Origin of the sequence: Mangrovicoccus algicola (assembly GCF_014903745.1) — a bacterium.
GTDB lineage: Bacteria > Pseudomonadota > Alphaproteobacteria > Rhodobacterales > Rhodobacteraceae > Mangrovicoccus > Mangrovicoccus algicola.
This window is the reverse complement of sequence record NZ_JACVXA010000024.1, coordinates 18,317-30,342: the sequence shown is the minus strand read 5'-3', so window position 1 is coordinate 30,342 and position 12,026 is coordinate 18,317. Positions and strand designations below refer to the sequence as shown.

The following is a 12,026-nucleotide window of genomic DNA, read 5'->3' as shown; positions in this document are numbered from 1 at the left end:
GAACCGCAACGACTACCAGTCGGGCTGGGACACGGACCAGTTCCCCAACAACGTGCCCGAGGTGGCGCTGGCCTATTACGAGGTGCTGAAGGCCGGCGGTCTGGGCACGGGCGGCACCAATTTCGACGCGCGGCTGCGGCGGCAATCCACCGATGCGGCGGATCTGGTGCTGGGCCATGTGGGCGCCATCGATGTCTGCGCGCGGGGGCTGAAGCTGGCCGCCGCCATGCTGGAGGATGGCCGGCTGGAGGCCGCGCGGGCCGAGCGCTACGCCGGATGGGACGCGCCCGGGACCGCGGCGCTGCTGGATGGCGGGCTCGACGCGATCGGCGACCGGGCGCTGGCGGCCGATCTGCGGCCGGTGCCGCGCTCGGGCCGGCAGGAGCGGCTGGAGAACCTTGTGAACCGCTTTATCGGCTGAGCCGGAGGCGGGCGGCGGCGGCAAGGCGGCCGCCTTCCGGGGAAGGGAGGATGACATGAAGACACTCAAGGGGCCGGGCCTGTTCCTGGCGCAATTCGCGGGGGACGAGGCACCGTTCAATTCCTGGGACGCGATCACGCGATGGGCGGCGGATTGCGGCTATGCGGGCGTGCAGGTGCCCAGCTGGGATGCGCGGCTGATCGACCTGGCGCAGGCGGCGGCATCGAAGGATTACTGCGACGAATTCAAGGGCGTCGCGGCCGGGAACGGCGTCGAGGTGACCGAGCTTGCCACCCATCTGCAGGGGCAGCTTGTCGCCGTGCATCCCGCCTATGACGAGATGTTCGACGGGTTCACCGTGCCGGAGATGCGCGGCAACCCGGCGGCGCGGCAGCAATGGGCGGTGGAGCAGGTGAAACTGTGCCTGAGCGCCTCGCGCAACATGGGGCTGACGGCGATGCCCAGCTTCTCGGGCGCGCTGGCCTGGCCCTATGTCTATCCCTGGCCGCAGCGCCCGGCGGGCCTGGTCGAGCAGGCCTTCGACGAACTGGCCCGCCGCTGGCGGCCGATCCTCGACCATGCCGAGGAGATGGGGGTGGATGTCTGCTATGAAATCCATCCCGGCGAGGATCTGCATGACGGCGACAGCTACGAGATGTTCCTTGACCGCGTGGATGGCCATGCGCGGGCGATGATGCTCTACGATCCCAGCCATTACGTGCTGCAATGTCTAGATTACCTGGACAATCTGGACATCTACATGGAGCGCATCGGCGCTTTCCACGTGAAGGATGCCGAGCTGAACCCGACCGGGCGCAAGGGGGTCTATGGCGGCTTCCAGTCCTGGAAGGACCGCGCGGGCCGGTTCCGCAGCCCCGGCGACGGCCAGGTCGATTTCGGCGCGGTATTCTCCAAGCTGTCGGCCGGGGGCTTCGACGGCTGGGCCGTGGTCGAATGGGAATGCGCGCTGAAACATCCCGAGGACGGCGCCCGCGAGGGGGCGCAGTTCGTGCGCGATCACATCATCCGCGTGACCGAACGCGCCTTCGACGATTTCGCGGATGGCGGCAGCGACGCGGCCGCCAACCGCCGCATCCTGGGGCTGGACAGATGACGAGATTCAAGGGACGCACGGGGCCGATCCGGCTGGGCATGGTCGGCGGCGGGCAGGGGGCCTTCATCGGCGCCGTCCATCGCATCGCGGCGCGGCTGGACGGCGAATTCGATCTGGTGGCCGGCGCGCTCTCCTCGACGCCGGAAAAGGCGCGGGCCTCGGGGCAGGCGCTGGGGCTGGACCCCGACCGCATCTACGACGATTTCGCTGCCATGGCCGCGGCGGAGGCGGCGCGGCCGGACGGGATCGAGGCGGTCGCCATCGTCACGCCGAACCACATGCACGCGCCTGCCGCCAAGGCTTTCCTGGCGGCGGGGATCCACGTGATCTGCGACAAGCCCCTGACCTCCACGCCCGAAGAGGCGGATGCCCTCGCGGCGGCCGCGGCGCAGTCCGACATGCTGTTCGTGCTGACCCATAACTACACCGGCTATCCGATGATCCGGCAGGCGCAGGCGATGGTGGCGGCGGGCGATCTGGGACGGATCCGCGTGGTGCAGGTGGAATATCCGCAGGACTGGCTGGCCGAGGAGGCGGGCCCCGGGAACAAGCAGGCCGACTGGCGCACCGATCCGGCGCGTTCGGGCGCGGGCGGGGCGACGGGCGATATCGGCACCCATGCGGTGCATCTGGCGGGCTTCGTCACCGGGCTGAGGATCGAGCGGCTGGCCGCCGATCTGGATGCCTTCGTGCCGGGGCGGCGGGTCGACGACAATGGCCATGTGCTCTTGCGCTATGAAGGCGGGGCCAAGGGGATGCTGTGGTGCAGCCAGGTCGCCGTGGGCAACGAGAATGCGCTGCGCCTCAGGGTCTATGGCGAGCGCGGCGGGATCGAATGGGCGCAGGAAGAGCCGAACAAGCTCTGGTACACCCCCTTCGGCGAGCCGACCCGCATCCTGACCCGCAACGGCGCCGGCGCCACGGCGGCCTCGCAGCGGCTGTCGCGCATCCCGGCCGGGCATCCCGAGGGATACCTGGAGGGGTTCGCCAATATCTATGCCGAGGCCGCGGCGGCGATCCGGGCCCATCGCGACGGCGGCACCCCGGACCCGGCGGTCTCCTATCCGGGAATTGCCGACGGGCTGATGGGGGTGCGCTTCGTGGCGGCCTGCGTGCGATCGGCGGCGCAGGATGCGGCCTGGGTCACGCTCTAGCCCGGGCGGCGCGCGGGAGATGCCCGCGCGCCTGCCCATCCACCTTCAGGCCACCGTCTCGGCCGTCAGCCCATGCGCCTCGCGCAGGAAGGCGGCGGCGCGTTCGCCGATCACCGCGCAGGGCGCCATCGTGTTGCCGGTGGTGATCTCGGGCATGATCGAGCCGTCGGCGACGCGCAGCCCCTCGATGCCGTAGACCTTCAGTCGGCCATCGACGACCGACATCTCGTCCCGCCCCATCTTGCAGGTGCAGGTCTCGTGGAAATACGTCCCCGCCGCGTTGCGCAGGAAATCGGCCATCTCCGCCTTCGGCAGCGGTCCCGGCATGATCTCGCGTTTCCGGTAGGGCGCGCAGAATTCCGAATTGCCGATCTCGCGGCACATCTCGATGCAGGTCAGCATCGCGTCGATATCAGTCTGGGCGGAGAGGAAATTCGCCTCGATCACCGGCGCGTCGCGCCAGTCGGCCGAGGCCAGGCGCACCTCGCCGCGGCTGTCGGGCCGGGCAAGACCCGGCGCCAGCGTCCAGGCGCTGTCGGGCGCGGCGGGCAGCCCGTATTGAGGCCCCGTCACCTCGGAGCCGAAGGGGCATTCCTCCAGCACGGGCATCAGGTCGGGCGTCGGCAGGTCCGGGCGGCTCTTGGCGTAGAAGACGAATTCGGCGGCATTGTTGCGCGGCGCCTCGGGCGTGACGTATTCCCAGACACAGCCCGCCATCAGGATATGGTCCTGGAAGTTCCGGCCGACCCCCGGCAGGTGCTGCGCGACCGCGATCCCCTGCGCGGCCAGCTGCGCGGCATCGCCGATCCCCGAGAGCATCAGCAGCTTGGGCGAATTGATCGCCCCGGCGGACAGGATCACCTCGGTGCCCGCACGGACCGTGTATTGCCGCCCGCGCCGCACGAAGCTGACCCCGGTGGCGCGCCCGCCCTCGATCTCGATCCGCGTGGTTTCGGCGCAGAGCAGGACGTGCAGGTTGGGCCGCGTCATGAAGGGATGCAGGTAGGTGGCCGACATCGACACCCGCCGGTTGCCGTCCTGCACCAGCACATTGGGCAGGCCGCAGCCGCCATCGCCCTCCATCGCGGCGCCGTTGATATCCTCGACGAAGGGAATGCCGATTGCCTCGGCGCCCTTGATGAGGCCTGCGACCAGCGGGACGGGATCATCCGGCTGCTGGATGTTCAGCAGTCCGCCCTTGCCGCGGCGCTGCGGGTCGGGCGCGCCCTGCCAGTCCTCGATCCTGCGGTAGATGGCCAGCGTGTTCTCGTAATTCCAGGCCGCCTCGCCCGAGGCGGCGGCCCAGTTGTCGAAGTCGTTGCGATGCCCGCGTGCCCAGATGGACCCGTTGATCGAGGATCCGCCGCCCAGGACCTTGCCCATCGGCAGCACCGGCCTGCGGCCGTTCACGGTCGGGGAGGGCGCGGCCCGGTAGCCCCAGTCGCGCGAGGTGCCGATATTCCACATCCACTGGGTGCTGTCGATCACCTGCGGCACCCGGTCCGATCCCCCCGCCTCCAAGAGCAGCACGTGCGCCGCCGGGTCCTCGGCCAGGCGCCGGGCGATGACGCTGCCCGAGGTGCCGCCGCCGATCACGATGAAATCATACTGCGCGCGGATCGTCTCGGCGGCGGTTTCGCGGTCCGGCGCAAGGTCGAGCGGGCTGTGGCGGGTCATGCGGCATCCTTCTGCGTGACGGGGTCGGGCCGACCTTCCGGCGGCAGGACGGGGGCGGCAACCGCCATGGTCATCCGTATACTGCTATTTTTCGCCTGCCCGGTTCTCGGGCGGTTTTTCCGGGCTCCTGCGGGTCCTTTGACCTGCCGCCCGACCTGTCGGGGGCCTGTGCGCGGGCTGCCGGGGCGGCGCGCGGCGCGCTTGACACTGCCGCGGGGGCGGGCCGAATGTGGGCCGACCAGCGGCAGGGAGGGCCCATGGAACCGTTCAAGAACCCGTTCAAGACCGCGCTTGCGGAATTCCGCCTGCAGCGCGGGCTGTGGTGCACGCTGAGCGACCCGCTGGCGGTCGAGATGATGGCCGGGCTCGGCTTCGACTGGATGATGTTCGACACCGAACATTCGGCGGTCGATGCGGTCTCGGTGCTGCCGCTCCTGCAGGCGGCGGCGCGCTGGCCGGTGCATCCGGTGGTGCGCCCGACCCATCTGAACGCGCCCGAGATCAAGAAGCTGCTGGATCTGGGCGCGCAGACGCTGCTGATCCCGATGGTCGAGGACGCGCAGATGGCGGCCCATGCGGTGGCTTGCGCGACCTATCCGCCCCGCGGCATCCGCGGCGTGTCGGGGGTGACGCGGGCGACGGGGTTCGGCGCGGTGCCGGGATATCACGCGCGCGCCGGGGAAGAGATCTGCCTGCTGGTGCAGGTGGAATCGAAATCCGCCCTGTCGCAGATCGAGGCGATCGCCGCCGTGCCGGGCATCGACGGGATCTTCGTGGGGCCTGCCGACCTGGCCGCCTCGCTGGGCCATCCCGGCAATCCCGGCCATCCCGAGGTGGTGGCGGCGGTGATCGACGCGATCCGCCGCATCCGCGCCGCGGGCCTGCCGCCCGGGCTTCTGACCACCTCGCCGGAGCTGCACGCCGCCGCATGCGACGCCGGGGTGGTCTTCCTCGCGGGCGACCTCGACATCACGGCACTGCGCAAGGGCCTGCTTTCGGGGCTGGGCCTCGGCGGCGGGGCCGCCCGGTCCGCACTGCCTTCCGGAGATCCCGCCCGATGACGCGGCCCGATATCATCCTCTACACCGCCAACACGATGAACGGCTGGAAGCCGCTGATCTTCCTGCACGAAGCGCAGATCGACTATGACCTGGTGCCGGTCGATTTCGGCAGGAAGGAGCAGAAGGCGCCGGATTACCTGCGCCTGAACCCGAACGGGCGCATTCCGACCATCGTGGATCGCGGCGCGGATGATTTCGCCGTGTTCGAGAGCGGCGCCATCCTGTGGTACCTGGCCGAGAAATATGACCGCTTCCTCAGCCACGACCCGAAGGAGCGGTCCGAGACGCTGCAATGGCTGATGTTCCAGATGGGCGGGATCGGCCCGATGATGGGCCAGGCGATGTTCTTCCAGCGCATCGCCCGGCCGAATGGCGACGAGGTGCCCTATGCCGTCAAGCGCTACGTGAGCGAAAGCCGCCGCCTGCTGGAGGTCCTGGACACGCGGCTTGCCGGGCGCGACTGGCTGGTCGGGGAGGCCATGTCCGTCGCGGATATCGCGACCTATCCATGGGCGCGCAGCCATTTCTGGGCCACGGTCAGCGTCGAGGGACTGCCGCATCTGCAGGCGTGGCTCGACCGGCTGGATGCGATGCCGCGCGTGCAGGACGCCCTGCAGCTGCCGGAGCCGCGCCCCTCGGCCTTCGGCGAAGGCGATACCGAGGCGGCGGCGGCCGAGAACGCCGCCCGTTTCCGCTGAGACCGCAAGGCGCGGCAGCGGCGGCGCGGGGCTGGCGGGCTGCGCGTCCCTCCCGGTGACAATGGCCCGGACGCCTCCTGCCGCCTGCCCGGAGGCAGACGCGACCGGGCGGGGGCCCTCAGCCGGGCAAGTAGCGGCTGAGCTCGACGCCCGTTCCGACGGGCAGCAAGACGCTGGACATGCCGGGGGTGGCGCGCACCGCCGCCGCATAGGCGGCCTGTCCCGCCCCGTCCCCGCCGCCGCGGATCATGTTGTCGGCGGCGAGGATGGCGCCGGGGGCAAGCTTCGGCAGGACGATCTCGAAGCTGGGTAGGTAGAGGTCCTTCCAGTGGTCGATCAGCACGAAGTCGAACGGCCCGGCCAGTCCGGGCAGGATCTGCAGCGCATCGCCGACCAGGAAGGTGACGCGATCCGCAAGGCCCGCCGCGCCCAGCTGCTCTTCTGCATGGGCGGATTTCGCCGATTCCAGTTCCAGGGTGGTCACATGGCCGCCCGCTGCCCGGGCGGCATCGGCCAGCCAGAGCGTCGAATAGCCGAAGGACGTGCCCAGCTCCAGGATGCGCGGGCGCGGGAGCGCGCGGGCCAGCAGGTTGACCAGCTGCCCCGTCTCGGGACCGATGGCCATGTGGCGGTGGCCCTCGATCACCGGCACGCCCTCCCTTTCGGCGGCGATGCGGGCGTGATAGCCCTCAAGCGCGCGCTGCATCCTCTGATCCGTGCTGCCTGTCCCGACCGCGTCTGCCGGCATCGCTGCGCCTCCTCATGTGGCAATTCCGTCCGTGTACCGGAACGCGGCCCGGCCGGGATGTCCAGTCACGGTGCCGCGCGCCGCGATGCTGCGCCCCTGCCGCCATCCCCGCGCCCGGCGCCCTGCTGATCCCGCCGCTGCCGGGCTCAGCCGAACATCGTGTCGGGGATGAAGGTGGCGATGGCGGGGAAGGCGATGATCAGCAAGAGCCCCGCGATCATGGCCAGCAGGAACGGGGCCACGCCGCGGAACACCGTGGTCAGCGCGACATCCGGCCCGGCCACGCCGCGCACGACGAAGACGTTCATGCCCACCGGGGGCGTGATCATGCCCATCTCGATCACGATCACCGCGACCACCCCGAACCAGATCGGGTCGAAGCCGAAGCCGGTGATGACCGGGAAGACGATCGGGATGGTGATGACCAGCATGCTCAGCCCGTCCATGAACATCCCCAACACCACATAGGCCAGCAGGATCACGACCAGCGTGCCGTAGGGACCCAGACCCAGCGTCTGCAGCTCGGCGCCCAGCGTCGCGGGGATATGCGTGATGGCCAGGAACGGATTCAGGACGTTGGCGCCGATCACCACCATATAGAGCATGGCGGAGGTCTTCAGCGTGTCGAGGATGGCCGCCGTGAACCCGGCCCGGTCCAGCTTGCGCTGGACCAGCGCCATGAGGATCACCAGCCCGGCGCCGATGCCCGACGCCTCCACCGGCGTGAAGACGCCCAGGTAGATGCCGCCGATCGAGACCAGGATCACCCCGAAGAGCGGCCAGGCCTGCGAGGAGACGCGGATGCGTTCGGCCCAGGTGACGCGCGGTCCCTGCGGCCCCGCGGCCGGATCCAGCGTCGCCACCAGCCAGATCACCGCCATGAACAGCACGGCTAGCAGGATCCCCGGCAGGATCCCCGCCATGAACAGCCGCCCGATCGATTCCTCGGTCAGGATCGCGTAGAGCACGAAGCCGGTGGAGGGCGGGATCAGGAAACCCAGCGTGCCGCCCGCCGCGACCGATCCCGTGGCCAGGCTGTCGGCATAGCCCAGGCGGCGCATCTCGGGCAGGGCGACCTTGCCCAGCGTCACGGCGGTGGCCACGGAAGACCCGGACACCGCCGAGAAGGCGGCACAGCCCAGCACCGAGGCCGAAGCCAGCCCGCCGCGCATCCGCCCCACCCAGGCATTCGCCGCATCGAAGAGCCCGCGCGAATAGCCCGCCGCGGAGGCGATATTGCCCAGCAGGACGAACATCGGCACCACGATCAGCGAATAGGAGGAGACGGCCGAATAGCTCTCGGTCAGGAGCATGGCGGAGGCCGAGCGATAGCCCGAAAGCCCCCAGTAGCCGAAGAAGCCCACCAGCAGCATGGCGAAGGCCACCGGCGTGCGCAGCACCATCAGCAGGAACAGCGCCAGGATGCCCAGAAGGCCCGCGGTCACGTCGGTCATTGCTCCACCCCGTTGAGGATCACGTCCAGGCACTGGACGAGGAAGATCGCCACGACCAGCCCGGTGCCCGCGGCGAGGATCGCGTAGAAGGGCCATAGCGGCAGGCCCAGCATGTTGGTGGCATCGCCGAATTCGGCCGCGTCCAGCGCCTTGAGGACCGCGCGGTGGCACAGGACCGACAGCACGCCGCCCGACAGGAGCCGCGCCAGCAGATCGCCCGCGCGCCGCCCCGTCCGGCCGAGAAAGCGGTCGAAGACATCGACCCCGACATGGCCGTTCAGCGACGTGCAGTAGGGCAGGGCGGACATCACCAGCGCCACGGCGGCCAGCTGGATGATCTCGTTGGAGCCCAGGATCGGCCGGCCGAAGGCATAGCGCATGACCACGCCCGCGAAGATCAGCACGACCAGGGAGATCAGGGCGGTCCCGCCGATCACGGCAAGGACCGCCGTCGCCCTGCCGGTGATGACCGACAGGGACCGGCTGAGACCGCGCACCATCTCAGGGCTTCAGCGCGTCGACGATGGCCTGGGCGTCCCCGCCCGTCTCGGCCACGACCTGCGCGGTGACCTCGGCGGCGGCCGCGTCGAAGGCGGCGGCCGCCTCGGGGCTCAGCTCGATCACCTCATGCCCCTCCATCCCCGCGAAGGCGGTCACGCCATCGGCGGCAACGGCAAGCTGGGTCTCGTTGGCCAGCACCGAGGCCTCGCGCCCGGCCTCGCGCAGCGCGTTCTGATCCTCCTCGGAGAGGTCGTTGAAGGCCTGGCGGTTGGCGAGGATGAAGAAGGGCGAATTGGTCGTCTCCATCCCCATCGTCAGGTATTTCGTGACCTCGCCCAGCCGGAAGGCGCGGGTCGCGGTGGTGTCGATCATCGCGCCGTCGATCACCCCGGTCTGGATCGAGTTGTAGATCTCCGACACCGGCATCGACACGGGCGTCGCGCCCCAGGCCTCGACCAGGAGGCCGGTATTGCGCGAGGGCACGCGGATCTTCATGCCCTTGATGTCCTCGGGGCTGCGCACCGGCGTGTCGCGGGTGTAAAGCACGTTGGGCGCCGAGGACCACAGCGAGACCAGGATCGCGCGGCGGTATTCGGGCTCGAACAGCTCGATATTCTCCCACAGATCGGCGGTGCCGGTCTCGGTCGACAGCACGCCCGGCAGTTCCGCCACCAGCGTCAGCGGGAAGGTCGAGGCGGTATAGCCCGGCAGCGACACGGCCAGTTCGGCCACCCCGTCGAGCACGCGCGAATACTGCTCCACCGGCCCCGGGCCGAGTTCCCCGCCGGAATAGAGCGTGACCGTGAGCGCGCCGCCGGACTTCTCGGCCACCATGTCGGCGAAGGGCTGGAACGCCCCGGCCACATAGGGATGGGTCGGCGGCATGAAATTGGCGAATTTCAGGTCCTCGGCGGCGGCGATGCCCGCGGACAGGCAGAGCGCGGCGGCGGAAAGGGCAAGGCGCATGATGTGATCCTCCCGAAATCAGGCCGCCCTCTTGGCGGACCGCATGCCCGGTCCTTGTGCCCGGGCCGATCCGGACAAACCAATTCAAATGGCGTGGGCATGGATAAGAATGCGCTATAGCCGATCCAGATCGGCGACCCCCTGCCGCAGCAGGTCCAGCATCTCCGCCTGTGCCGCCGTGGGGATCCATCCCTCGCGGAATGTCAGCCCGATGGGGCGACCGGGCAGGTTTTCCTCGATATCCAGCCGGTCCAGAAGCCCGCGGGAAATTTCCGCCGCCGCCTGATGGGCCGAGATGCAGCCGAGGAAATCGCCGCGCAGCAGCAGTTCGCGCATAAGAAGGATGGATCCTGCCTCCAGGATGCTGGGGGGCAGGGGCTGGCCTGCCGCGCCGAAGAACCGTTCGAACCCCTCGCGCGCCGGCGTGCCCGCGCGCGGCACGACCCAGGCGCGGTCGCCCAGATCCGCGGGGCGCAGCCGGGCGCGGCGTGCCAGCGGATGGCCGGGCGCCGCGACGAAGGCCAGCCCGTCCTCGAATAGCGGTTCCTGCACCACGTCGCCGATCGGGGCGGGATTGCGCAGCGCGCCGATCATCACGTCGATCTCGCCGCGCCGCAGCCCGGCCAGCAATTCGTCATAGAGCCCGTCGATCACCCGCACCGGCAGGGTTGCGCGCCGCTGGCGGAACCGGGCCAGCGCCTGCGGCAGCAGCACCGAACGCGCCAGCGGCAGCGAGCCGATGACGATGCCCCCCGCCTCGCGCCCGTCGAATTCGGCCAGGTCCGCCTCGGCCTGGGCCAGTTCGGCAAAGGCCAGCTGCGCGGCGCGGGCGAGATCCTGGCAGGGCCGGGTGGCGATCAGCCCATGGGCGCTGCGCTGGAACAGCGGCGCCTCCGCCTCCTGCTCCAGCTGGCTGACGGCGCGGTGCACGGTGGGCTGCGACAGGCCCAGGCGCCGCGCGGCAAGGGTGAAATTCTCGGTCGCCACCGTGGCAATCAGCGCGCTGAGCTGCGCGGCGGTGGCGGTCAGCTGCAGCCGCGGCGAGATCGCGGCCATCTCGCGGTCGAGCCGCTCGAAGGCGCGCGAGGCCCGGCCCGCCAGCGCCTCGCCCCGCCCGGTCAGGAAGAAACCCTGCCGCGTGCGGGTGAACAGCGCGCCGCCTGCCTGCGATTCCAGTTTCCCCAGCGCCTGGGTCACGGCGGGCTGCGAGATGTTGTAGAGATCGGATGCGCGGGTGACGGAGGCCAGGTCCGCCACCGCCAGGAACAGCCGCAGATGCCGCAGGTTGCGCGCGATCATAGCCGCGCCAGGATCGCGTCGGCGCGCGCCATCAGGTCCTCGCCGCCGGGGGCCGCGCCGGTGGCGGCGATGCGGTCCTGCCATTCCGCGGTGGCCGCGGCCATGCCGCCGCCTAGGCCCAGCTCGGCCACGGTGCGGGCGCTTTCGCGCATCTCGGCGGCGCGGCGCGCGCCATGGACCATCATCCGCTCCAGGTTGTAGGCCGAGCGCCCGCGCCAGTCGCGCCCGGGATCGGAGGCCTCCAGCGAATCCAGCACCGCGTCTTCCACCCCGGCGCGGCGCGCCGCCAGCAGGCATTCCGCGGTCAGGGCCTCCATGCCCTTGATCATGACCGAGCGGATCATCTTGATCGCCGAGGCGCGGCCGATCTCGGCCCCGGCGATGCGCGGCCGCATGCCAAGACCTTCCAGCAGCGCGGCGGCCGCCTTTGCATCGGGGCCGCTCAGCAGCAGCGGCACGCGGTGGCCTGCCGGATGCACGGGCGCCATCACGGCCATGTCGACATAGCGTCCGCCCGCCCCGGCGATGATCTCGGCGGCCTGCCGTTTCGTGCCGGGCGCGCAGGAATTGCCGTCGAGCCAGAAGGCCCCCGCCGCGAGATGGGGCGCGGCGGCCCGGGCGGCCGCCAGCGCCGCATCGGCGGTCACCAGGCAGAAGACCGTCTCTGCCCCCGCCACCGCCGCGGCGGGGTCGGCGGCGCCGGCGATCCCCGCCGCGCGATAGCGCGCTTCCATCGCCTCGCGGGTGGTCTCATCGTCGCTCTTTATGTCATGGGCGGCAACGCGGCCGGGATCGGTCAGGGCCCAGCCCGACAGGAAGGCCTGCGCCGCCTCGCCGAACCCGATGAAAGCCAGTGCGTTTCCGGCCCCTTCTGTCTTTGTCATGGCATCCCCCTTTGCGCATCCGCTAGCGGATTTCTGCCACGGCGATGGC

Annotated in this window: 11 protein-coding genes and 1 pseudogene; 5 read left to right on the top strand and 7 right to left on the bottom strand. The window is 70.3% G+C overall.

Features of this window, described 5'->3' with window-relative positions:
* The 3 genes and pseudogenes from ICN82_RS10060 to ICN82_RS10050 all read left to right on the top strand — a co-directional run.
* Positions 1-421 (top strand): annotated as a pseudogene (locus tag ICN82_RS10060) (xylose isomerase); the annotation flags it as partial.
* 55 nt (positions 422-476) lie between these two features.
* Positions 477-1,535 carry a sugar phosphate isomerase/epimerase family protein gene (locus tag ICN82_RS10055; RefSeq protein WP_193182241.1) on the top strand — a complete coding sequence of 353 codons (1,059 nt, stop codon included), beginning with the start codon at positions 477-479 and terminating at the stop codon, positions 1,533-1,535.
* Positions 1,532-2,689 carry a Gfo/Idh/MocA family protein gene (locus ICN82_RS10050; protein ID WP_193182239.1) on the top strand — a complete coding sequence of 386 codons (1,158 nt, stop codon included), beginning with the start codon at positions 1,532-1,534 and terminating at the stop codon, positions 2,687-2,689. The genes ICN82_RS10055 and ICN82_RS10050 overlap by 4 nt, the downstream gene beginning before the upstream one ends.
* Positions 2,690-2,734: 45 nt before the next feature.
* Here ICN82_RS10050 and ICN82_RS10045 read toward each other — a convergent pair whose 3' ends face one another.
* Complete coding sequence (locus ICN82_RS10045) at positions 2,735-4,366, bottom strand: GMC family oxidoreductase (RefSeq protein ID WP_193182237.1); 1,632 nt, start codon at positions 4,364-4,366, stop codon at positions 2,735-2,737.
* Between the two features lie 257 nt (positions 4,367-4,623).
* Here ICN82_RS10045 and ICN82_RS10040 point away from each other — a divergent pair, with 257 nt between their 5' ends.
* The gene (locus ICN82_RS10040; protein ID WP_193182235.1) at positions 4,624-5,427 is read left to right on the top strand and encodes an HpcH/HpaI aldolase family protein; all 804 of its coding nucleotides are present in this window, start codon (positions 4,624-4,626) and stop codon (positions 5,425-5,427) included.
* The gene (locus ICN82_RS10035) at positions 5,424-6,125 is read left to right on the top strand and encodes a glutathione S-transferase family protein (RefSeq protein ID WP_193182233.1); all 702 of its coding nucleotides are present in this window, start codon (positions 5,424-5,426) and stop codon (positions 6,123-6,125) included. The genes ICN82_RS10040 and ICN82_RS10035 overlap by 4 nt, the downstream gene beginning before the upstream one ends.
* A 118-nt stretch (positions 6,126-6,243) precedes the next feature.
* Here the strand turns inward: ICN82_RS10035 and ICN82_RS10030 are convergent, their stop codons facing one another.
* The 6 genes from ICN82_RS10030 to ICN82_RS10005 all read right to left on the bottom strand — a co-directional run bounded on the left by ICN82_RS10030 (position 6,244) and on the right by ICN82_RS10005 (position 11,977).
* Complete coding sequence (locus tag ICN82_RS10030) at positions 6,244-6,831, bottom strand: O-methyltransferase (RefSeq protein WP_226898413.1); 588 nt, start codon at positions 6,829-6,831, stop codon at positions 6,244-6,246.
* Between the two features lie 188 nt (positions 6,832-7,019).
* Positions 7,020-8,327 (bottom strand): TRAP transporter large permease, encoded by a 1,308-nt coding sequence (locus ICN82_RS10025; RefSeq protein WP_193182229.1) that lies wholly within the window; start codon positions 8,325-8,327, stop codon positions 7,020-7,022.
* A complete protein-coding gene (locus tag ICN82_RS10020; RefSeq protein ID WP_193182227.1) occupies positions 8,324-8,827 on the bottom strand; it encodes a TRAP transporter small permease in 504 nt (167 codons plus the stop codon). Before ICN82_RS10020 ends, ICN82_RS10025 begins: the two co-directional genes overlap by 4 nt.
* A 1-nt stretch (position 8,828) precedes the next feature.
* Entirely contained in the window at positions 8,829-9,794 is a 966-nt protein-coding gene (locus ICN82_RS10015; RefSeq protein ID WP_193182225.1) for a TRAP transporter substrate-binding protein, read from the bottom strand.
* A gap of 114 nt (positions 9,795-9,908) precedes the next feature.
* Positions 9,909-11,093: a LysR family transcriptional regulator gene (locus tag ICN82_RS10010; RefSeq protein WP_193182223.1), complete on the bottom strand. Its 1,185-nt coding sequence runs from the start codon at positions 11,091-11,093 to the stop codon at positions 9,909-9,911.
* On the bottom strand, positions 11,090-11,977 hold the full coding sequence (locus tag ICN82_RS10005) for an NAD(P)-dependent oxidoreductase (protein ID WP_193182221.1): 888 nt from the start codon (positions 11,975-11,977) through the stop codon (positions 11,090-11,092). The genes ICN82_RS10010 and ICN82_RS10005 overlap by 4 nt, the downstream gene beginning before the upstream one ends.
* Positions 11,978-12,026 lie beyond the last annotated feature (49 nt).

What these genes read in the sequence shown, in the direction of transcription:
- ICN82_RS10055 (WP_193182241.1), top strand. Translation starts at nt 477, where the DNA reads ATGAAGACACTCAAGGGGCCGGGCCTGTTCCTGGCGCAATTCGCGGGG.
- ICN82_RS10050 (WP_193182239.1), top strand. Translation starts at nt 1,532, where the DNA reads ATGACGAGATTCAAGGGACGCACGGGGCCGATCCGGCTGGGCATGGTC.
- ICN82_RS10045 (WP_193182237.1), bottom strand. Translation starts at nt 4,366, where the DNA reads ATGACCCGCCACAGCCCGCTCGACCTTGCGCCGGACCGCGAAACCGCC.
- ICN82_RS10040 (WP_193182235.1), top strand. Translation starts at nt 4,624, where the DNA reads ATGGAACCGTTCAAGAACCCGTTCAAGACCGCGCTTGCGGAATTCCGC.
- ICN82_RS10035 (WP_193182233.1), top strand. Translation starts at nt 5,424, where the DNA reads ATGACGCGGCCCGATATCATCCTCTACACCGCCAACACGATGAACGGC.
- ICN82_RS10030 (WP_226898413.1), bottom strand. Translation starts at nt 6,831, where the DNA reads ATGCAGCGCGCGCTTGAGGGCTATCACGCCCGCATCGCCGCCGAAAGG.
- ICN82_RS10025 (WP_193182229.1), bottom strand. Translation starts at nt 8,327, where the DNA reads ATGACCGACGTGACCGCGGGCCTTCTGGGCATCCTGGCGCTGTTCCTG.
- ICN82_RS10020 (WP_193182227.1), bottom strand. Translation starts at nt 8,827, where the DNA reads ATGGTGCGCGGTCTCAGCCGGTCCCTGTCGGTCATCACCGGCAGGGCG.
- ICN82_RS10015 (WP_193182225.1), bottom strand. Translation starts at nt 9,794, where the DNA reads ATGCGCCTTGCCCTTTCCGCCGCCGCGCTCTGCCTGTCCGCGGGCATC.
- ICN82_RS10010 (WP_193182223.1), bottom strand. Translation starts at nt 11,093, where the DNA reads ATGATCGCGCGCAACCTGCGGCATCTGCGGCTGTTCCTGGCGGTGGCG.
- ICN82_RS10005 (WP_193182221.1), bottom strand. Translation starts at nt 11,977, where the DNA reads ATGACAAAGACAGAAGGGGCCGGAAACGCACTGGCTTTCATCGGGTTC.